This is a genomic window from Nonomuraea sp. bgisy101 (assembly GCF_057708945.1).
This window is the reverse complement of the sequence record NZ_JBYITD010000028.1, coordinates 65,095-85,460: the sequence shown is the minus strand read 5'-3', so window position 1 is coordinate 85,460 and position 20,366 is coordinate 65,095. Positions and strand designations below refer to the sequence as shown.

General features: G+C 69.3%; 18 protein-coding genes and 1 pseudogene. 7 read left to right on the top strand and 12 right to left on the bottom strand.

Going from position 1 to position 20,366, the window contains the following annotated elements; all coding sequences use genetic code 11:
* Positions 1–261: 261 nt before the first annotated feature.
* Genes AC3EO4_RS40065 through AC3EO4_RS40055 form a run of 3 tightly spaced genes read right to left on the bottom strand, consistent with a single transcriptional unit; the run spans position 262 to position 1,269 of the window.
* Positions 262–588: a DUF1048 domain-containing protein gene (locus tag AC3EO4_RS40065; RefSeq protein ID WP_379580704.1), complete on the bottom strand. Its 327-nt coding sequence runs from the start codon at positions 586–588 to the stop codon at positions 262–264.
* Between the two features lies 1 nt (position 589).
* Positions 590–946 (bottom strand): DUF1048 domain-containing protein, encoded by a 357-nt coding sequence (locus AC3EO4_RS40060; protein ID WP_431900660.1) that lies wholly within the window; start codon positions 944–946, stop codon positions 590–592.
* Entirely contained in the window at positions 943–1,269 is a 327-nt protein-coding gene (locus tag AC3EO4_RS40055) for a PadR family transcriptional regulator (RefSeq protein WP_431900658.1), read from the bottom strand. The genes AC3EO4_RS40060 and AC3EO4_RS40055 overlap by 4 nt, the downstream gene beginning before the upstream one ends.
* 67 nt (positions 1,270–1,336) lie before the next feature.
* On the opposite strand from AC3EO4_RS40055, the gene AC3EO4_RS40050 reads away from it, so the two are divergent.
* Positions 1,337–1,624, top strand: coding sequence for a hypothetical protein (locus AC3EO4_RS40050; RefSeq protein ID WP_431900656.1), 288 nt, complete (start codon positions 1,337–1,339; stop codon positions 1,622–1,624).
* Between the two features lie 321 nt (positions 1,625–1,945).
* On the opposite strand, the gene AC3EO4_RS40045 is transcribed toward AC3EO4_RS40050, so the two are convergent.
* Entirely contained in the window at positions 1,946–3,607 is a 1,662-nt protein-coding gene (locus AC3EO4_RS40045) for a TROVE domain-containing protein (protein ID WP_431900654.1), read from the bottom strand.
* A 781-nt stretch (positions 3,608–4,388) separates the two neighbouring features.
* Here AC3EO4_RS40045 and AC3EO4_RS40040 point away from each other — a divergent pair.
* Together AC3EO4_RS40040 and AC3EO4_RS40035 are read left to right on the top strand one after the other, a co-directional pair.
* Positions 4,389–4,604 (top strand): hypothetical protein, encoded by a 216-nt coding sequence (locus AC3EO4_RS40040; protein ID WP_431900652.1) that lies wholly within the window; start codon positions 4,389–4,391, stop codon positions 4,602–4,604.
* Positions 4,605–5,097: 493 nt separating this feature from the next.
* A complete protein-coding gene (locus tag AC3EO4_RS40035; protein ID WP_431900650.1) occupies positions 5,098–5,937 on the top strand; it encodes an alpha/beta fold hydrolase in 840 nt (279 codons plus the stop codon).
* Positions 5,938–5,967: 30 nt separating this feature from the next.
* Here the strand turns inward: AC3EO4_RS40035 and AC3EO4_RS40030 are convergent, their stop codons facing one another.
* The 6 genes and pseudogenes from AC3EO4_RS40030 to AC3EO4_RS40005 form a co-directional block, all read right to left on the bottom strand.
* Positions 5,968–6,624 carry a hypothetical protein gene (locus tag AC3EO4_RS40030; RefSeq protein ID WP_431900647.1) on the bottom strand — a complete coding sequence of 219 codons (657 nt, stop codon included), beginning with the start codon at positions 6,622–6,624 and terminating at the stop codon, positions 5,968–5,970.
* 292 nt (positions 6,625–6,916) lie between these two features.
* On the bottom strand, positions 6,917–7,687 hold the full coding sequence (locus AC3EO4_RS40025) for a DUF899 family protein (protein ID WP_379580695.1): 771 nt from the start codon (positions 7,685–7,687) through the stop codon (positions 6,917–6,919).
* Positions 7,684–8,160 (bottom strand): aromatic-ring hydroxylase C-terminal domain-containing protein, encoded by a 477-nt coding sequence (locus AC3EO4_RS40020; protein WP_431900645.1) that lies wholly within the window; start codon positions 8,158–8,160, stop codon positions 7,684–7,686. The genes AC3EO4_RS40025 and AC3EO4_RS40020 overlap by 4 nt, the downstream gene beginning before the upstream one ends.
* Before the next feature lie 87 nt (positions 8,161–8,247).
* Positions 8,248–9,138, bottom strand: a complete 891-nt coding sequence (gene sigJ / locus AC3EO4_RS40015) for an RNA polymerase sigma factor SigJ (protein ID WP_431900642.1) — start codon at positions 9,136–9,138, stop codon at positions 8,248–8,250.
* A gap of 412 nt (positions 9,139–9,550) precedes the next feature.
* Positions 9,551–10,252, bottom strand: a pseudogene (locus tag AC3EO4_RS40010) (NAD(P)/FAD-dependent oxidoreductase); the annotation flags it as partial.
* Between the two features lie 322 nt (positions 10,253–10,574).
* Positions 10,575–11,504: an oxidoreductase gene (locus AC3EO4_RS40005; RefSeq protein WP_379580691.1), complete on the bottom strand. Its 930-nt coding sequence runs from the start codon at positions 11,502–11,504 to the stop codon at positions 10,575–10,577.
* A gap of 82 nt (positions 11,505–11,586) precedes the next feature.
* Here AC3EO4_RS40005 and AC3EO4_RS40000 point away from each other — a divergent pair, with 82 nt between their 5' ends.
* Positions 11,587–12,204: a TetR family transcriptional regulator gene (locus AC3EO4_RS40000; RefSeq protein WP_379580690.1), complete on the top strand. Its 618-nt coding sequence runs from the start codon at positions 11,587–11,589 to the stop codon at positions 12,202–12,204.
* A gap of 4 nt (positions 12,205–12,208) precedes the next feature.
* On the opposite strand, the gene AC3EO4_RS39995 is transcribed toward AC3EO4_RS40000, so the two are convergent.
* Positions 12,209–13,414, bottom strand: coding sequence for an MFS transporter (locus AC3EO4_RS39995; protein WP_431900639.1), 1,206 nt, complete (start codon positions 13,412–13,414; stop codon positions 12,209–12,211).
* A gap of 123 nt (positions 13,415–13,537) precedes the next feature.
* On the opposite strand from AC3EO4_RS39995, the gene AC3EO4_RS39990 reads away from it, so the two are divergent.
* A complete protein-coding gene (locus AC3EO4_RS39990) occupies positions 13,538–14,458 on the top strand; it encodes a GlxA family transcriptional regulator (protein ID WP_379580688.1) in 921 nt (306 codons plus the stop codon).
* Between the two features lie 932 nt (positions 14,459–15,390).
* Here AC3EO4_RS39990 and AC3EO4_RS39985 read toward each other — a convergent pair.
* Positions 15,391–18,519, bottom strand: coding sequence for an AfsR/SARP family transcriptional regulator (locus tag AC3EO4_RS39985; protein WP_431900637.1), 3,129 nt, complete (start codon positions 18,517–18,519; stop codon positions 15,391–15,393).
* Between the two features lie 123 nt (positions 18,520–18,642).
* Here AC3EO4_RS39985 and AC3EO4_RS39980 point away from each other — a divergent pair, with 123 nt between their 5' ends.
* Positions 18,643–19,788, top strand: coding sequence for a serine hydrolase domain-containing protein (locus AC3EO4_RS39980; RefSeq protein WP_431900634.1), 1,146 nt, complete (start codon positions 18,643–18,645; stop codon positions 19,786–19,788).
* A 25-nt stretch (positions 19,789–19,813) separates the two neighbouring features.
* Positions 19,814–20,365, top strand: a complete 552-nt coding sequence (locus tag AC3EO4_RS39975; RefSeq protein WP_379580685.1) for an SDR family oxidoreductase — start codon at positions 19,814–19,816, stop codon at positions 20,363–20,365.
* Position 20,366: the final 1 nt, after the last annotated feature.

Genomic DNA, 20,366 nt, shown 5'->3' with positions numbered 1-20,366 from the left:
GGCCGTGCCGGTGAGGGGGCTGGAGTTCAGATTCAAGATGACCGAGGCCGCGCTGAGGCGCCGACCGAGACGGTCGAGGACGTCATTCATCCTCGGTGCCCGGCGGCTACAAGACTTTGGTGATGCTGCTGCACGAGTTGAAGGCCGCGGGATCTTCGTACCGGCAGCACAAGCAGCGCGTGTTCAGGGCCTGCTACACCAACCACCACCGCACGGGCTTGATTCAGATCATCGAGGCGCTGGAGTCCGGGTCGACGGGTGTTACTTCTCGGCCGTGCCGGGTTTCCCGCTGATGGACTCCTGATAGATGTCCGCGTAGGTGCGCGAGTCCTTGATCAGGTCGTCGGCGAAGGCAGCGACATCGTTGCCGATGAGTGCCAGGACTCCCCTGTTGGCCGCGACGCCCTCCTCGAAGAAATCGAGGATCCCTGAGAGCAGGGGCCCGTCAAGCAAGTCGATCGGTCCAACCTTGAAGAGGTACCTCTGAATCTCCTTGTAGACGATCTGATAGTCCGGCGGGAGCGCCTTGACCCGCGCCACGTGCGCCCGCCACTGCTTCTTGCCCTCGATGATGTCCTGGATGCCCACGTCAGCCTCCTAGCCGGCCCAATTTCCTTGCGACGTTCCTGTTCAACTGCTCGCGCCACCGGTCGCGATAGGTCCGGGCCCCTTCTCCGCCGGCCAGCGCCGCGCAGAAGCCCTCGATGTCGTCACCCAGCACCTCGTGAATGCTCTGCCCATCGGCCGCTGTCTCCTCGAGCAACCCCAGAGCACTGTCGAGAATCGGCATCAGGTTCCGGCCTGTGAAGTCCGCGTAGGGAGAAAGATGACCCTTGATCTCTTCCCACGCCGCCCGGTAGTCGGCCGGCAATGCCGCGGCTCGGGCTTCGAACGCCTTCCATTCCCTGGTGAGATCGCTGCCTGTCATGGTCTCCCAGAAGTTCATCTCCCGCCCTCCTTGAGCTTGTCGATTCGTGATGAGACGTACTCCCATTTCGCCCAGAACGTCGCGAGTTCTTTGCGCCCCGCGGCGTTGAGTGCATAGAACTTGCGCGGCGGGCCCAGCCCGGACGGTCGTTTCGTCACCTGGACGAGCCCGTTCTTCTCCAGCCGCAGCAGGATGGTGTACACCGTCCCCTCGACGACGTCGGCGAAGCCGAGTTCGTTCAGCCGACGCGTGATGGCGTACCCGTAGGTCTCCTCGCTGCCGATGATTTCAAGCACGCAGCCCTCAAGCGTGCCCTTCAGCATCTCCGTCAGGTCGTCCATCGTGGGTCCTTTTCAGTCCTCCTGGTACCTTGTAGTACCGAGTACCACTACACAGTACCACAGAGTAGTGAACGAATGCGAAGCGAGCGGCGAGCGCAGACCGCGGAAGCGATTCGAATCATCGACCCGCGACTGGATGCTCGACATCACCACCTGGCCCGGCGACGTCGACTCCTTCGTTGACGCCACGATCTGGCTGGTCGGCCGCATGCCGGCCGGCCCCGAGCACTTCTGCCGCAGTTACACCAGCGCCGAACTGGACAGGATCACGACCGCACGCCCGCGCAGCTCCACGCGCGTGGGCGCCGCGAGATGGGTTACCGAGTCCGCTACACACTCGCCACCAAGCTCGTGAACGAGCTCGTCGAGGCCGCCGACGGGAAGGTCCTCGCCAGGCCTGCTTGTTGGGCAGGTCCAGGTCCTCAAGGTTCAGCGCGAGCACGGCGCTGGCACGGGAGGCGGATTCGTAGAGCCTCCGCCACAGTGTCTTCTCCTGCAGCGGCACGTCCCGCCGCCGTTCCGTCGCGGCCAGCAGGGCGGGGGCCGGGCCAGCGCTGTTTGTAGCAACTGTTGCAGTCGCACAACAGCAGGGCGGGCACGGCCTTGAGATGGTTCATGATGTCGACCAAAGCGCCCTGCCCCTCCGAGGGGGCAGGGCGCCTTGGCGTGTCCGGGGTCAGCCGCGGATGAAGCCGTTCACGAGCATCGGCAGGGACGCGTCCAACCCGGCGATGTTGAGCACGCCCTCGTCGGCCGGGTCGCCGATCGTGTGCCCGGTCGCGGTCATCGACGCCACCACGAGGCGGGTGGCCAGGGAGACGGCGCGCCGGTAGGAGTCGAGCGCCTGCGAGGCGTGCGAGCGGCCGGCCCACGTCTCGTTGTCGGTGAAGACGACGACCCCGTCGAACGCCAGCTGCTCGTGCTCGGCCCACGTGAACGGCAGGCTCAGGTCGGTGCCGCCGCCCGAGGGGTGCCACGAGGCGATCTCGCGCAGGTTCGTGCGGGGGGTCACCCTCGACGCGTGCACGCTCGTGTCGACGTCGATGACGTGGACGTTGCCCTTCTCGATGCGGGCCAGCATGACGGCCATCGCGCAGCCCACCTCGTAGGCGGTGCCGAGCGGCGACCCGCCCGAGGTGATCCGGGACCAGCTCATCGACCCGGAGGAGTCGACCGCGACGAGCAGCCGCTTTCCGGTCGGCTCGACCGTGCCGAACGACAGCTCGTACGTCTCCTCCAGCGCGTCAAGGATCGCCGGAACCGGCGCCCACTGCTGGACGCTGGCGCGCGGGTTCGGCTGGGAACGGCCGGAGGCGTAGACGCGCATGGCCAGCCAGGCGTCCATCGGGTGGATGCGTGCCTTGAGCAGCTGGTCGCGGTCAGCCAGGCGCGCGGCCGCACGCTTGGTCGCCGAGCTCATCGGCTTGAGCGTGCCGATGCGCGTCATCCGCGCGAGGTTCCGCAGCAGCGCGGTCACGCCGACCGTGTCCACCAGGGCGTCCCACACCTCCGGCTCGCGCAGCATCGCGTCGGGCAGGAACTCCCACGGCACGCGTGCCTCGGTGACGACGCGGACCGCCTGCGCCGTGGTGGTGACGGCCTTGGCGGTCAGGAACCGGTCGACCGAATCCAGCACGTCGCGCGCCTCGTCGTCGGAGACGTTGCCCGCGATCCAACCGAGCAGCACCGCCCGCTCCGGGCTGTCCGCCTTCGGGTGGGCGATGCGCAGGACGTCGCGCAGGTCGAACGCCTCGCCCTGCGGCGTCTTGCGCTGCCGGGCCTTGACCGCACGGAACGCGACGTCGTCCGGGGCGCCGGTGAGGAACCACGAGCCGAGCGCCGTGCGCAGGCTGCGGCCGACGCGCGGCGCGGTGCCACGAGCGGTCGGCTTCCCGCCGAGGTTCTTGTAGTAGCCGAAGAACTGCGCGAGGTGGTCCGTGGTGCGCGCCACCTTGGGCAAGGCGAGCTTCGCGGCCTGCCGGGTGTCGGCGTCGCCGCGGGCGTACGCCGCCGCGAGCGCGAACAGCGCGGGCCGCTGCTTGGGGGCGCGCGGCGGCCGCGCGGTGGAGATCGCGGTGAGCAGGCCGACGACGCGCGGGCCGTCCTCGGTGAGGGCCTGGAACAGTACGCCGGCGTTGTCGGCGGTCAGCTTGTCCTCGCCGACGTAGTAGGTGCCGCCCGTGGTGCCCAGGATGAGGAAGTCCTCGAGCCGGGCCCACAGGTCCTTGGTGAAGACGTAGCCGCCCGCGTTGTTGCGCACCTGGTCGGTGCGGCCGGGCAGCCGCTGAGTCTGCGGGGTCGCGATGGTGGAAATGCCGGCGAGGGGGTCGCGGGACATGGGGCACCTCCTGGAGAGGGAGTCGACCCGCCCGGGCGGGCGGATGTGAGGGATAAGGAGGGCGGACGAGGGCGATGAAAGGCACAAATGTGTTGCGCCCGCCGGGCTTCCGGGAAGTCAGCCCGGATCAGGATTCGAACCTGTGGTGACCAGATAACCGGCGAGACTTCGACTCGTGCCTTCACCGCCCTCCCCGAGATCGTCAGCCCTGCCGATGGCACGGATGTGAGGCTCCTGCCGGGTGCCCAGCCGACCTGGGCCCGACGGTTCCGCCAGGAGCCGTCGCAGGACTCGAACCTGTACCTGGTTGCGGTAACCGGCGTGGATTCGACCCGTGCCCACCGGCACGGCTGACGAGTTGATGGTGAGGTCTGGTGAGGGCACGGATGTGGGATGTCCACCGGCGTTTAGGTGCTCTCCCAACTGAGCTACCGGAGCCGCAGCCCCGGGCAGGACTCGAACCTGCGACCACCCCGTTAATAGCGGATAACCGACGAACTTCGACCCGTACCTTCACCACACCCCACCGGGCTGTTCGCGGAGCCGGGGGCAGGAGCGGATGTGCGAAGCGACACCGGAGTGATCTTATTTGGAGTAAGAGATAACCGACGTCATTCGACCCGCGCCCACTCCGAGCCCGACGAACAGTCGAACGGAGCGATCTACGTGAAACGTTACATGTGATCATGTCGCGGATGCATCCGAGTTTCGAGTGGAGGCGGACCGCTCACGTCCGACGAGGAGAAGAACCTCTCCTTGGCCGACGAATCGGGTGGCATGGGTGCGGGTGCTGGGATGGCGGCGGGGGATCCGGCCGGAGGCCGATCACTTCGACGAGGTCGGCAAGATCGACTTAGCGTTCACCCTGGGCGGTATCGAAGCAGTCCGCGACCCAGAACCTGTTCTTGCCGACCAAATGGTCGATGCGGGACTGACGGCGGCCGTCAAGAACGACGGCCACGATCTCGAGCGTGGTAGCCCTGCAGCTCGCCGGTGAGAAGCTCCAGGCCGTCGTCGGCGGCACGGAGCTGCTCGGCGAGCTCGGCCAGGTCCGAACCGCGGCTGAGGCGCTTGTGCTCGTGGACCAGAGGTCCCCGCAGTACTCGGGAAGGATCGGGCGGATTGACGAGCACCGAACTCGATAGCAGAGGATGCCTGGTGGTCTCGCGGCGTGACCCCACTTGACCTTGACACGGTGACAAGGCCTTCACTGTCGCCGAGGAGGTGGTCCCGATGGCCATGCCGAAACAGGACGTGGTGGCGGTGCCCGCGGCCCGCTTGGACGAGCGGTTCTTCTCGCTGGGCACCCCGTTACGCGGGCGAGCTCATGTAGAAGTTCGTGCTGAAGCTTGCGGTCGTCGGCGACATCCCCTCATATCTGGCGGCCGGTTCTGCCCCGCGCGCTCGTCGGCGAGTCGAACAGGTCCGACCACGTGTGGTTTGGTTCCAGATCTCGATGCGCTCGACGCGCGGCTGGCGGTACAGGTGTCATGACCATGATCTACAAGTCCGAGGCCGGTGGACGCGAGCTTCTCGACCGCTACCGGCAGGTGCTGGACGCCTGGCCGGTTCCCGCCGAGCACGTGCGGGTGCCGACTCGCGAGGGCGAGACCTTCGTCCTCGTCTCCGGCCCGCAGGACGCGCCGCCCCTGGTGCTGCTGCACGGCTCGGGGGCGAACGCGTCGATGTGGCGAGGAGATATCGCCACCTGGTCTCAGCACTTCCGCACATACGCCGTCGACCTCGTCGGCGAGCCGGGCCTCAGCGCGCCCTCGCGCCCCGCCCTCGACTCCGACGCCGTATCACTCTGGCTGGACGACGTACTGGAAGGGCTCGGGATCATCAACGCCGCGTTCGTCGCCACGTCCCTCGGCGGCTGGACGGCCCTGGACTACGCCATCCGCCGTCCAGAACGAGTGACGCGCCTGGCCCTGATGTGCCCCGGCGGCGTGGGACGGCAGAAGGTCGGCTGGATCTTCAAGGCCCTGCTGACCCGCCCGTTCCGACGCGGCGGACTACGCGAGTCGGCGATGTCCGTTGCAGGACTGGACGCGGAGAAGGACCGGCAGGCGCTCGACGCCGTCGTCCTGACGTTCACGCACTTCAACCCGCGCAGGGAGAAGCTCCCAGTGTTCTCCGACGACGCGTTGCGCGGCCTCACCATGCCCGTACTCGTCATCGTCGGTGACCGTGACGTCATGTTCGACTCCCACCAGACCGCGCGGCGCGTCCGTGAGTGCATCTCGCACTCGACGGTGAACCTGCTCTCCGGGGTCGGTCACGCCGTCTTCGGTCAGGCCGAGCCAATCGCCGAGTTCCTCCGGGCCTGAGGTAGTTGTCGTCGGTCAAGGCGATGGCGATCACCCTGCGGCCGGCATCTGGATGTCGGGGAAGGCCTGTCCTGTTGCCAGCCGTTCGATGAGGGTTCGTACGGCCTCTTTCCCGCCGCTCGTTCCCGCCCAACGACTCACCTGACAGGCGGCTTTGGCGTACAACCGGGCATCCGCTGATGCCGCGCGCAGCCAGTCGTCCAGTGTGGCCGGCAGGGGCTGGCGGGAGTCGAGCAGGCAGCGGTCGCCGGTCGGGGCGAGGTATCGCGGGTCGTCGCTCACCAGGACGGCCAAGCCCTCGTCGAACCACTGCGGGACGTCGGCCCCCTTGAGACGGGCGTGAAGTTCCACGTGGGACAGTTCGTGCGAGGCGATCACGGGATCGACGCCGCGCGGGGACAGCATCACCGCCCGGTCGAGCACGGCGATGCCGCGTTCGCGACCGCCGCCGATCCTGCGGTAGCAGTCGTCGGACAGGCACACGAGGATGTCCGGAGCGCTTTTCCTTCCTCCGAAGAAGTCACCTACCCGCTTGTTCGCCTGCTCGATGACCTCAGCCACGTGCCGGCGTCGGTCCGATGGCAGGCCGGGTTCGGTGTACACGCCGGGCTGGAGGCGCACCAGGCCGTAGCAGCCGGGGCAGGTGGTGGACGCGACGGACGGAAAGGCGATCGCTGTCAGCGCCACGGCGGCGGTGAGAAGGACCGCGGCGACGGCGCCCGCGATCCACCAGCGTCCGGAGCGCCGCCGGCGTCGCGGCCGGTCCGGATGGCCCGTCTCCCAGGGTCGCGCCGAGCGTCCAGTCAATGTGGACCCCAGCCATTACCAGCGCTACCCGCGTCAGGGCGAACCGCTCGGGACCGATGCATGAGACATACTCTGGCGGCTGAGCCGCGCAGTTGCACCTCGAAGCAGGCGCCACCTGCCCGAGATCACAGGTCCCAGATGCTCCACACGTCATCCGTAGCCGGTCACGCGATCAGTGGCGGTGCGGTTGTTGATGATCACCGGACGAGGCGCCGAGGTCGTCGTCGCGTCCGGCCCGGATACGCGACCACTGGGCGGTCGGGCGGCCGTCCAGCCGGAACTGGCCACCCTTGGAACCCCAACGCTGCGGCCAGCCCTCCGGCGAGTCCTCCCAGAACTCCTGCCGGCCGTAGACGGTCAGATCCAGCAGTCCGTACGACGGTGCCATCGGTTCGTTGCCGCGGCCGGTGGTCCAGTAGGTCTCGTAAACCTTGTCATCGTCACGGAGATATGCCACCAGGATGCCGAAGTGCCGGTTCGCGACCAACCGGCCCACGGCGTCCTGCGGCACCGAGTACCAGGGAACCGTCCAGCCCATGAAGTCGCGATAGCGCGAGCTCTCCTCGTACGGTCCCTGACAGAAGGTTGCGTAGCTGACGTCCCGCGAGTGCAGGTAGGACAACTCGTTGATGTGGGTCGTGGAGAAGGTGCAGCCCTCGCACTGCTCCGCGGCGGGCCTGCCGGTGTGCCACATGTGGAAGTAGGCGATCAGCTGGGACCGCCCGTCGAAGATGTCGATCAACGGCACCGGACCGTCGGCTCCGATCAGCGGAGTCTGCGGATCGACTTCGACCATCGGCAGCCGACGTCGTTCGGCGGCCAGCGCGTCCCCGACCCTGGTGTGGGCCTTCTCCTTGACCCGGAGTTCGTCGATCTTCGCTTGCCAGGTCTGCCGATCGACGATCTGCGGAAGTGGGTGCTCAGCTGCTGGCGTCTCTGTCATGCGACCTGTCTAGCCAGTTGGAGAGCGCGACACAACACCTTCGACTGATCACGATCAGATACTGATCTTGGAAGCGCAGGAGGCCCGGCGCCGAGCGGCCTCGCCGACGCGACATCAACCCGCAGATCCTGTCCGGCAGTGCCTGACTTGGGACACGTCGCGGGTTCCGTCCTGTGGTCAGCTCGTTGAGCTGCGTGGTTTCGTCGTCGTGGGCTGGAGTTCGCGCACTGATCCGAGGTTGCCGTTGGCCGGTGGCGTACGTGCGCATCGTGAAGACCGGCCGGGCCGAGCCACGTCGTGAGGGCGGTCCGGAGAGCGTCCAGGTCCGGCCGCTCTCCGGCGCGGGTGACCCAGGCGACATGTCCGTCGGGACGCACATCGGGGTGACGCGTTCGGCGATCGCCACCGGACGTGTCACCAGCCGCGCCACACCCTCGCCAGCCCGCGCCCGGGCCGGCTCCGTCCCGCCGCATCCGCAGCGGCAAAGACGTGGGGCGCCGGCCCCGACCCGCTTGTGACAGACATGCGCGATTGCTACTTCGCTGCGGCGCCGACTCCTACTACCGGCTGATCTGACGCGGAACCGCCACCGCGAGAAGCTTGTCCGGGTTGCGAATGGCGTAGAAGTTGGTGATCTTCCCATCGGCGATCTCGATCAGGAAGACGCCTTCCAGGCGCTCGCCACTGAGTACCAGCGCGGGCGTGTTGTTGCAGTTGACCATCTCGGTCCGCAGGTCCCCCAGCCGCTCCAGGCGGAACATGCTCATGAGGACCGCGGCCACCTTCTCCGCGCCCACCACCGGCCGGCGCGCCGCGGTGGCCTTGCCGCCGCTGTCGGCGGTCCAGGTGACGTCCGGCGCGAGCAGCGAGAGCAGCCCTTCCACGTCACCGGTGGCCGCCGCGGTCATGAACTGCTCGGTGATCTGCGTGGTCGTCGCGGCGTCGACGGGCTCGAAGCGCTTACGCCGCGCCTGTATGTGCTCGCGGGCGCGGTGCGCCACCTGGCGCACCGTCTCCACGGATTTGCCCACCGCTGTGGCGATGCCGCGGTAGTCGAAGCCGAACACCTCGCGCAGCACGAACACCGCACGCTCGTCGGGGGTGAGCGTTTCGAGCAGCACGAGCATCGCCATCGACACCGACTCGGCGAGCAGTACATCGGCCGAGGCGTCGTTCGCGTCGAGCAGCAGCGGCTCGGGCAGCCACGAGCCGATGTAGTCCTCGCGACGGCGCGCGCTCGCCCGCAAGGCGTTGAGCGCCTGACGGGTCACCAGCTGTGCCAGATACGACTTGGTGTCCCGCACCGTCGCGAGGTCCACGTCGGCCCACCGCAGAAAGCTGTCCTGCAGCACGTCGTCGGACTCGGTTACCGAGCCGAGTATCTCGTAGACGATCGTGAACAGCAGCGGCCGCAACAGAGTGAACCGCTCGGCATGCTCGTCGGTGGTCACGGGGAGGTGACCACCCGCGCAGCGCCGACTGCCCCGGACGCGGGCCGCCCTTGGGCCAGCCCATGGAACCCGGCTCGCGGGCCTCACGGCGGATCCTCTTCGCCACCACGAACTTGCAGGTCACCTCCTTGATCGCCGCGCCCATGCGGCCACCGATGTAGAGGTTCACCGCGGTGTCGTCCCTGCGGGCGACCTGTCGTATACCGGCGCGCCGGCCGAGGCTGACGCACGCCCCCGTGAAGGCCAGGGTGATCACCGCCGGTTCGGTCCCCGCGATGCGGCTCAGCACGGTGTCGGCCGCCTGTGCCCCGAGCGGCCCTGCGGCGTAGCCGCTCATCCGCAGCGGCCGGCCCGACGGTGCGGCGGCGTCGCCCGCCGCGACGATGCGGTCGTCGTCGACGCTGGTCAGCGTCTCGTCGGTGAGCAGCCGGCCGAGCGTGTCGGTGCGCAGCCCGCTCGCGGCCGCCAGCTCCGGCACGCCGAAACCGGCCGTCCAGATGGTCAGCGCGCTCGGACGCACCGCAGCGTCGGCAGAACCGTCGACAAGGACGACCGCATCCGGCCGGACCTCGGTCACCAGGCCGGCCTCGAGCACGGCGACACCGTGCCGGATCAGCCACTTGGCGACGTATCGACGCCCCGGCGCGCTCAGATACGGTGCCAGGGTCCGGCCGCATGCCAGCGTGACCGCGCGTCCTTGTTCGGCCAGTTCGGCGGCCGTCTCGATGCCGGTCAATCCGCCGCCGACCACGGTGACCGGAGCATCGAGGGGCAACTCGTCCAGTCTTGCGCGCAGCCGCTGCGCGGACTCGAACTCGGCGATGTCGAACGCGAATTCGGCCGCGCCAGGCACCGATGATGGTGTCGCTGCGGTGCTGCCGACCGCGTAGATGACGTAGTCGTAGTCAAGGGCGCGGCCCGACGCCAGCTGCACGACGCCGGCGGCGGTGTCGATGCGCGTGGCGCTGTCGACGACGAGCCGGATGCCCTCGCCGAGCAGCGTGCCGTAGTCAATCGTGGCGTCGCCGGTACGGGCCACGAACTGGTGCAGCCGGATGCGTTCGACGAACTCCGGGCGCGGATTGACCAGAGTGATGTCGACGTCGGCGCGCATCCGCAGACGGTTGGCCGCGAGCGTTCCGGCGTAACCGCCACCGATGACCACGACCTGGTGGGGTGTGTTGTGTTCGGTCATGCCCTCAGGACACCGCGGATCGCTGAGACGTGACATGACGCGACGTGACACGCGTCACTCCGCTCAAGAGCGCGGGAACATCGCGGCCGAAGCCTTCGGCCCATCCCCAGCTGTGACACAGAACCGGGATTAGCTGTCGCGCTGCCGGCCCTGCGGACGCCCAGCTCGCCGCTCGGCCAGGTCATGTGTCACATCGACCGAAAGAGGCCGTCGTCGTGGCGTCCTCTCCCCTCCCCCAGGCTCAGCCCGCGGCTGGAAGCGCGAACCGCACGGCGGTCAGCCGTTCCGACAACTCCCACAGCCGGCGTCCGGTCCCGGCGTCGGTGGCGGCCGAGGCCAGTCGCACCCGTTTCGGCGCGCCACGCAACTCCCCCATGCCGTCCGGCCCGAAGAACTGCCCGCCGTCCGCATCGGGAGCGGTCGCCGCGTACAGCTGGGGCAGCGCACCCCGGTCCGGGGACTGGGCGAGAGGGGCGAGGATGCGGCCGTACAGCATCTTCACCATGCCGACCGGCGCACTTGTCTGCAGGTCGGTGGCGGCGTAGCCGGGGTGGGCGAGCATGCTGCGCACGGGACTGCCGGCTGCGGTCAGCCGTCGGTGGAGTTCCCAGCCGAAGACGGCGTTGGCGAACTTCGACTGGTTGTAGAACCGCATGGGCGCGTACGCGCGTTCTCCGGACAGGTCGTCGAAGAACAGGCGCCCCTGCCGGTGGTTGGTCGAGCTGATGGTGACCACGCGGGGGTCGTCGCCGTCGGCCAGGAGGTCGAGCAGCAGGCCGGTGAGGGCGAAGTGGGCGAGGTGGTTGACGGCGAACTGCAGCTCGTGGCCCTGCGCGCTGAGCGTCCGGGGCGGGGCCATCACGCCGGCGTTGTTGATGAGCACGTCGAGCCGCGCGTGGTCGGAACGAAACCCGTCGACGAAGGCGCGGACGGAGTCCAGGTCGGCCAGATCGAGGCGGCGCACCTCCAGGTGGGCCCCCGGCTGCTCGGCGGTGACCTGCTCGACCGCCCGGCGGGCCTTGTGCTTGTCGCGTACGGCGAGGACGACGTGCCCGCCCCTGCGGGCGAGCGCTCGAGTGGTCGCCAAACCGAGGCCACTGGTGGCTCCGGTGACGACGAACGTCCGTTCCGTCTGATCCGGAATGTGCTCGGCGGTCCAGTGTTTGGGCATGCGGCACACATTGCCGTCTATGGCATTGAGTGTCAAGGAGGACCCTAAGTGCCTCCAGTGGCATGGCATGTAGGCTGGGCCGGTGACCATCCGCCCTGAAGTGAGCCTGACCCAACGCAAACGTCAGCTCGTCTCGGACGAGCTGACGCAGGCGGCGCTGAATCTGCTGACCCGGAAAGGGTTCGACGCGGTCACGGTTGACGAGATCGTGGCCGCGGCGGGCGTCTCCAGGCGGACCTTCTTCCGATATTTCGCCTCAAAGGAGGACGTGGTCGTTCAGTTCCTGGCCGAGATGGGCGCGGGCATGCGCGCGGAGCTTGCGGCCCGCCCCTCCGAGGAGCCACCCTCGGCGGCGCTGCGACACACCGTCCGGGTCTCCGTCAACGCCTGCGCCGGCCATGCCGACCGGGCGCTGCGCGTGGTGCAGCTCATCCTGGGCACACCGACCCTGCTCGCCCGGTTCCTGGAGCGCCAGACGCAGTGGCGCGAGGAGCTGACGGTGGAGTTGGCCCGGCGGCTGGAGCTCGACCCCGCGACCGACATGTACCCGCAACTGGCGGCCGGGATGGCGTTGAACGCCTTCGACACCGTGTTGCAGCGGTGGAGCGACAGCGGCGGTTCCGAGGACCCCACCATCCTGATCGACCGGGCCTTCGCCGTGATCGCGCCGGCACTGGACACCGCGACGGGCCGCCGGTGACCAACTACGTCAACAGGCCGGCCGAGACCGAGATCGATCGGCCTCCGGCCTCCTGAGGTTCCCGGCCCAGCCGCCTGACCGGCTTGATCAACAGCAGCGCCGCAACCACGCCGACCGCCATCAGGGCCGACCCCAGCAGGAAGGCGCGCGGTTCGACCAGCGCGGTGACCGGACCGGCCAGCGCCTGCCCGACTGCCATGCCCGCGACCGACCCGGCCACCTGGTAGGCGTTGACCCGGTTCAGCACGTCCGGCGCGACCTGCGTCTGCACGCTGGTCGACCACATCACTGACCAGAACGCCCACGCGCACCCCCCGAGCAGGTGCCCGGCCATCAGCAGCGGCAACGGCAGCGCGAGCGCGACCGTCAGCGGCACCGCCACGTACCCGCTCAGCGCCACCGCCCCGGCCGCCAGCGGCCTGCGCGGCCTGAGCCTGATCGCCACCAGCCCACCCAGCACAGTGCCGAGGCCGAGCGCCGCCATCACCCAGCCGTAGTCGGCCCCGATGACCTGCGACGACAGCGGCACGTACGGCCCGACCACCAGAACGCCCCAGAACACCCAGACCAGGATGACCGACCACATCCAGCTCCTGGCCTTGAACTCCTCCCAGCCCCTGCGCAGGTCGCTCAGCACGTCGGAGGGCTCCGGCCTGGGTACGGTGACCCGGACCAGCAGCAGGCACACCCCGCTGACCAGGAAGGTCGCGGCGTCCACCGTGTAGACGACGACCGGCCCGGCGACGACGATGAGGACTCCGGCCAGCGCGGGACCCGCCAGTTGGGTGACCGCCTCGGCGATCTTCAGCGTCGCGTTGGCCCGCTGCGGATCCTTGGCGACCAGGGGGACCATGCCGTTGACTCCCGGTTCGAACATCCCGGCGGCCGTGCCCGACAAGAACGCCATCACCAGCAACAGGGCGTACGGCGGAGCACCATCCAGGAAGGCGACAGCCACGACCCCCTGGGTGACGACCCTGACCACGTCCGCGCCGATCATCAAGCGCCGGGCGCCGATCCGGTCGGCGACAACCCCGCCGAACAGCATGACCAGCACAGCCGACGCGGTCCAGAGCGCGAGCACGTAGCCGACGCCTGCGATCCCGTAGACTCTCCCGATCGCCAGCGCCGAGGCGACGGGCATCATCGCGTCACCGAGCAGCGAGATCGTGCGGGCCCCGAAGTAGAGGGTGAAACTCCTCGTCCACATGAGCCCCAATTCTGGATTTTTCCAGATCAGAGCACCGGTGTCCCAAATGACATCATTGGGTACATTTGCGCCATGCCCCTGGATTGCCCTGAAACGCCGCCGACGCCCCCCAACCCGCATCGCGTGGTCGCCTTGGTCGCACCAAACCAGGAGCTCTACCCGGTCACCTCCGCCTCAGCCGTCTTCGGCTACCACGGCCCCGACATCCCCCAGCACTACAGCTTCAGCCTGTGCGCCGAACACCCCGGCTCCCTCCCCACCACCCTCGGCGTCCCCATCCAGGTGGACAGCGGCCTCGAAGCCCTCGACGACGCCGACACCGTGGTCATCGCGGGCTGGACCGTCATCCCCTCGCCCGCGGTACTCCATGCGGTGTCCCAAGCCCATACCCGAGGCGCCCGCATCGTCGCCGTCTGCGCCGGAATCTTCATCCCCGCCGCTCTGGGCCTCCTGGACGGCCGCCGCGCCTCCGTCCACTGGGAACTCTCCGCCGAACTCGCCGCCCTCCACCCCCGCGTCATCCCCGACGACACCGTCATCTACGTCGATCACGGCGACGTCGCCACGGCCGGAGCCTCGGCCGCCACCCTCGACCTCTGCCTTCACCAGGTCCTCCAGGAGTACGGCGCGGCCCACGCCATGCGCATCGGCCGCCAGCTCGCCGCCGGACCGCACCGCGGGGGCTGCCAGCGCCAGTACCCTCCCCTCCCCACCACCGGCCCCATGCCAGACTCCCTGGCCCCCCTGCTCGAATGGCTCCTCTCGCGCCTGCCCGACCAGATCACCGTCGAGGACATGGCCGCCTACTCGGGCGTCTCCCCCCGCACCCTCACCCGCCAGTTTGCCGACCAGCTCGGCGTCCCGCCCGCCCGCTGGCTGCTGGAACGCCGGCTGGCCGCGACCCGCGCCCTGCTGGAGGAGACCGACCTGCCCGTCGAGACCATCGCCACCCGCGTCGGCCTCTCCTCGGCGGTCAACCTCCGCCGCCGCTTCCACACCGCCCTGCGTACCACCCCGGCCGCCTACCGCCGCTCCTTCCGCTGAAAGTCCCGGGCGGTTCGCCGCGACCACGAGCAATGGACGGGACCCGACCGCTGCGTCATCAAACCTGTCCGCCGACAAACCCGCCGTGTCCGCTGAGACCTACCGGATGGTCAAGAGCGGCGGAAGGCCTGCCACGCCTCGATCCACCCTGCCGGCCCCTGCGGTCCCGGCCGTCCTGCAATTTCCCAGCCCGTTGCCACAGGGACGCACACCATGGTGATGCCTCAGCAGCCCACACGAAAGGCGGAAAACTATAGCCACCACGACATCTTGGATCGTTCCATGGCGCCGGGAGAGCCTGGGGGACGTTTGTTTCCGTCACTCAACGAGGAGCCGACATGCACCCGATCAGGTACCGCCCGTCCACCGGCGCCCTCGAGGTCCTGCTGATGCTCTCCAACTACCTGCGGGACCTCAATGTCGAGAGCACCGGCCCCTTCCTGGCCCCGCACATCAAGAACTTCGGCTACGGCAAGGCGATCGAGCGGATGGTCCGCGAGAGCCTCAGGGAGATCAACACCAAGGCCGGCAAGGACGATGACCTGCGGCTGACGCTCAGGCTCAGCAAGGCGCAGGAGATGCTGGAGCCCTCCGCGACGGCGCGCAGAACAAGGCGGACTTCGCCGAGATCGTCAACGTCCAGCGGGAGTACGACTTCAACGAGATCCTGCCCGGCGGGAAGAAGACGCTCACGCTGGCCGGCGTGCTCGACGAGCTGGCCAAGCCCGACTGGACGGGCAACGCGCCCTGCATGAACTACGTGGGCGGCCAGGTCCAGGACTTCCTCGCTGAGCTGGCCGCCCGCCCGAAGCAGTAGCGAGACGGCTCCACCCGCGACCGGTTCCGGACCCGCTCCCCCCGCGGGCTGGAACCGGTCGCCTGCCCCGGCCGCTCAGCCGCCGTCCCGCTCCCGCAGGCTCTCGGTGGCCCGATCAGCTCGGTGACTCCATGACGGTGTTGATCAGGTTGTCGATCGCTTCACGCTGCGGCATGCCGGCGCCCCGGCGGTAGGCCCTGGCATAGCCGGTGCGGCCGAGCCGGCCCACCAGGGCGTCCACGAGCGAGCTCAGCTCCAGATCACCGCGGTCGAAGGCGCCGCGGATGACCTCGCTCATACCGAGCGCGGTGGCCGCACCCGCCGGATCGCCCTCGAGGGAGAGCAGCCGGGCCAGGAGCTGGGCGGCCAGCGGAAGGTCCATGTTCACCTGTGCCGCCTGGACGGCGCCGGGCAACATCTCGCGCGCCCGTGTGGCCTCACCGGCAGTGAGGAGGTTTGCCGTCCTGGCAGGCAGCAGCAGGCTGTGGCTCGTCTCGGTGGGAAGGGACGACTCGCGGGCGACCCTCTCCAGCCGGTCGAGTTCGCGATCGGCTCGGTCGATCTCGCCGCGGCGGCGGTACAGCTCTGCCGAGCAGGCATGGACCTGGATCTCCAGCATGGGCTGACCGCGGTCCCAGGCCGCCTGTCGCGCGGTTTCGAGGTCGTGCCCGGCGCCCTTCAGATCGCCTGCGCGCATGCGCTCCGTGGCGAGCCCGAGCCGGGATGAGATCTCCTCCTGCCAGGCGAGGCCGGTGCTGATCGAGATGCTGCGCTCGTAGTCGGCGACCGCTTCGTCGTGCCGGCCCTCGATGGCATGGATCTGCGCCGTGCCGTTCAGCGTCATCGCGGTCCACCACCGGTCGCCCACCTCCTCGAACGCGCGCAACGCCCTCGCCGCCGCGGTCGCGCCGCCCGTCCAGTCTCCACGGGTACGGCTGCGCAGCGCCTCGACCAGGTGGGTGTGAGCGATGGCCCAGCCGTCCGAGCCGTCCCGGACCCGGGTGATCTCCCGATCGACCAGGTCGTCCAGGCCGGCCATGAAGGCCGCCGTCAGCGTCATGGTCAGCAGCATCGGATAGCGCAGCAGCGCGCCCGTCCGAGCACAGTCCTCGACCACCGCCCGCAACTGCTCGGCGTCTGCTCCACCGGCCAGCAGGTGGATCGTGGTGAACGCGGCCCTGGCCGCCGGAGGCAGCGCGTCGCCGTACGTCAGCACCCTCGCCACGTAGCCATCGGCCCGGCCGTCATAACGCAGCGTGTCCCAGTACCAGTACAGCGGGCCGAGGATCCGGGCCGCCGCCTCGGCGTCGCCGTCGTCGATGGCCGTCTGGAGGGCGTGCACGAGGTTGTCATACTCGAACTCCAACACCCGCAGCGACGTCACCTGCTGGTGCGAGCGCAGCAGCGGCTCGTGTCGCTCGGCCAGGCCGGCGTAGTGGCGCGTGAGCTTGTGCCGTACGGCTTCGCGCTCCTCGGCGCAGCGGAGTTCGCCGGCCGCGTAGGCCCGGATGGTCTCCAGCATCCGGTAGCCGTCACCGGCCCGCTCCACGATGGACTTGTCGACCAGGCAATCCAGCAGATAGGCGACATCCGCCACGGAGTCATCCGAACACACCGCCTCGATCGGGCCGAGACCGGCCTTGGCCGGAAACATCGACATCCGGCGGGCAAGTGTCCGCTCTTGATCGGTGAGGAGGTCCCAGCTCCAGTCGATGACCGCTCGTAGGGTCTGCTGCCGCGGCTGGGCCGTCCTGTTGCCGGTGCCGAGCAGCCGGAAGCGATCATCCAGCCGCCGGGAGAGCTCGCCCGCGTTCATCGTGCGCAGCCGCGCCGCGGCCAGTTCCAGGGCGAGCGGCAGGCCGTCCAGCCGGCGCACGATGTCCACCACCGGGCCCGCCGTCGATTCGTCCAGCGCGAAGCCGGGCCGTACAGCGACCGCCCGATCGAGGAACAGCCGTACCGCGCTCGCCTGCGCGGCACGAACGGGATCGGCGTGTGCCGGGGGCAGGCCGAGCGGAGCCAGCCGGCACAGCGCTTCACCCATGACCTCCAGCGGCTCCCTGCTGGTGGCCAGGATGGTCAGGTTCGGCAGCCGCTCGAGCAACTGCCAGGCGAACTCGGCCACCGCTTCGGAGATCTGTTCGCAGTTGTCCAGCACCAGCACGCCCTCGCCACCGGAGAGCAGGGTGACCGATCGATCAAGCGGCGTCCCCCGCGGCAGGGCCTCTGCCGCGGTGATCGTGCCCAGCACCGCCTCGGGCACCCCGGCCGGCGTGTCCACCCCGGCCAGAGGGATGAGCCAGACGCGGCCGCGCCGATGGGCCCGATGCCGGCTCGCCGCCTCCACAGCCAGCCGGGTCTTGCCCACTCCTCCGGGACCCACCACCGTGACCAGCCGCGAGCTCTCCAACAGGCCGGCGAGCAGGTACAGCTCCTCCTGCCGGCCGACGAAGCCGGTCAGCGGGGCCGGCAGCCGGCCTGGGGCCGCCCGGGAGCGCTCCGGCAGCTCGCTCTCGCCGCGCAACACCGCCAGGTGCGTCCTGCGCAGCTCCTCGGAGGGGTCGACGCCCAGCTCCTCGGAGAGCGTGCGGCGCACCTTCTCGAACAGGGCCAGCGCCTCGAACTGACGGCCGGCCGCGTGCAACGCCCGCATCGTCAGTACGGCCAGCCGCTCGCGCAGCGGATGCGCCGCGGTCGCCGCCTGTAGATCTGCCAGGATCTCGACGTGGCTGCCCAGCAGCAGCTTCGCCTCGAACCAGTCCTCGGTGGCCGCAGCGCGCAGCTCCTGCAGGCGGGCGGCAGCCGTACCGGCGAAAGGAACGTCGAGCACGTCGGCCAGTGCGTCGCCCCGCCACAGCGCCAGCGCCTCACCCAGCAGCTCGGCGGCCTTCCGTCCTGCACCGGCGGCCAGTTCGCCGCGGCCCTGCTTGGCCAGTTCCTCAAAGCGGTAGGCGTCGATGTTCTCCGCGCGTACGTGCAGGCGGTATCCGCCGGAGGCCAGCTCGACGACCTCGCCCTCGCCCAACGCGCGCCGCAGCCGGTACACCAGCGCGTGAAGCGCCCTGACGCTCTCCCGCGGCGGGCGATCGCCCCACAACCCGTCGATGAGCGAATCGACCGGCACCACCTCGCCGCCCGCCAGCGTCAGCCTGGCCAGCAGCCCACGAACCCTGATCCCGCCGACGTCGATCGACGCCCCGCCGTCGCCGTAGGCCCGGACCGGCCCCAGCACCTCAATCCGCATGGCCACCAGGCTATGAGGACCCGCTTACAGGGACCGCGCCGCCTGTCGTAGCGCTGTAAGAGCGCTGTCATCGCCGATGGGCATCGTCGAGACCGTCAACGAAGGCTCTGCGAAAGGCACGACATGACAGGCAAGGGGCACGACAAGACGCAGCGGCTGCTGGAGTGGGCGGTGGCCGAGCTCGAGATCCCCGGCATCGTCGCCGAGGTCAAGGACGCGGACGGCACCTGGTTCGGCACCGCCGGAGTGGCCGACCTCACGACCGGGGCCCGGCGCGGGCCGGGGGAATCCCTGCCCGTCGGCAGCGCAGGCAAGGCCTTCACCGCCGCCGCGATACTCACCCTGGAGGCCGAAGGCCGGCTGGACATCGAGGACCCGGTGAACAGGTGGCTGCCCGGTGTGCTGGACGCGGGCGGCTACGACGGCGACAGGATCACCATCAGGCACCTGCTCAGCAACACCGGCGGCCTGTTCGCCACGGGCCTCGCGCCGGAACTGGTGGCCGGCTACGCCAACCGATCCCGTTTCGCCGAGCACCGCTTCGACGTCTGGACTCTCGAGGACCTGCTGCAGCTGACGGTGTCCCAGCCGCCGGTCGGTCAGCCCGGCGAGCGCTTTGTCTACGCCAACGGCGGTTTCTCCATCGCCCATGCGATCATCGAGAAGGTCACCGGCAACACCTATGCCGGCGAGGTCGAGCGCACGGTCATCCGGCCGCTCGGCCTGACGGCCACCTACGTGCGTCCCGGAGGGGACACGGGATACCGCGGTCCGTACCCCCGCGCGTACTCGACCCAGTTCTACAAGGACGGCGTCGACCCGGCAGCCGTCACCCCGGAGAACTGGGAGTCGATGATGGAGGAAGCCGGGCTCGAACCACTCGACGTCACCGAGTTCGACACCTCCTGGGAGCCAGGGAACATCGTCTCGACCACCGGCGACATGATCCGATTCATCGACGCCGTGGCCGGCGGCGGCCTGCTGCCACCCGCGCAGCACCGCAAGATGTGGACCACGGTCTCCACCGAGGGCGGCGGCTGGCTGCCGCACACCCGCTACGGCCTCGGCCTGTTCGAGCTCGACAAGGCGATGACGGACGGGCGTACCGCGCGCGGTGTGGCCGGCAGCTACTGGGGACACATGTTCTGCGCGCTGGGCACCCCCGACGGCGAGCACACCGTCGCCTTCCACACCAACACCGAGGTGAAGAGCTGGGACCTCCTCTTCAAGATCGCTGAAGCGGAGCTCGGCGTCACGATCGGCGCGTAAGCACGAGGCTCGGGCAGCAGGGCATATGCCCGCCCGGCTGCCCCTCCAGGTGCGGCAACGCTCTCAGGCAGGCCGGCCGGCGCGCTCAGCCGTCGGCCGGCGCCCGACAGACGCCGCGTTGGCCGGCCTGCTTCGACCTGGCACGAAACCCCGTGCCACCGGCTACATCGGTTCCGCCGTCGTGCGGCGACTGGAAGAGGACGGCCATGACGTCGTCGCGCTCGTCAAGGGCGGCACCGAGGTGCCGCCGGGCACGCCGACGCGGGTGGGTGATCTGACGGACCCGGACTCGCTGCGCGCCGCGGTGACCGACGAGATCGACGCGGTGCTGAACATCGCCACCCCTACCGGCGACTCGCCCCCGCATCGAGGAGCGGGTGCTGGCCGCCGCGGCCGTAGGCGAATCCTGTTCATCCGTCCTGACGTGGCCGCCGTCAACGTGCACCAGCGACCGATGGACCTCAAGGGCAACGTCCTCACCGATCTGCCCGAGGGCCGGCCGTTCTACGTCCTGGCCAAGGACGACGGCGACTGGAAGATCGCCGCTGCCCAGAACACCCAGGTCATGAAGGCCTGAC